We start from the raw sequence: 513 nt of genomic DNA on the forward strand, positions 1-513 counted from the left end.
GCTGTTCAGCATGACCGCATTCGCTCAGGTGGGGATTAATAATACTTCCCCAAAAGCAACCCTCGACATTACCGCCAAAACCAGCGGAACCAAACCCGAAGGACTCATCATCCCTCAATTATCCGGTAATAACATCCATACTGCCACAGCAGCGGGAGTTTATGGAGCAAACCAGACAGGGCTTATTGTTTATGCCTCTTCAGCCGACACTAACCCTACCGGGCCAACAGCCAATATTACCACTGCAGGATATTATTATTTCGATGGAACGAATTGGCAGAAAATCTCTACAGGAAATACAGTAAGCACTTCGCTTGCCAGTGGAAACATCTTGGTGGGAAGTGCCTCTAATGTGGCCACGGCCGTAAGTCCGACAGGAGATGTCGCCATTTCCAATACCGGAGCCACCACCATAGCAGCTAACGCCGTAACAACATCGAAAATTGCCAATAATGCAGTAACCGTAGCCAAGCTTCCCGCAGGAGCTACTGCGACAACTTTCTTAAGAGGAGA

General features: G+C 48.7%; 1 pseudogene. It reads left to right on the plus strand.

The features are described from left to right. Nucleotides 1–513, plus strand: a pseudogene (locus AC3WV0_RS18130) (hypothetical protein); the annotation flags it as partial.

Source organism: Chryseobacterium sp. 27AL (assembly GCF_057815395.1).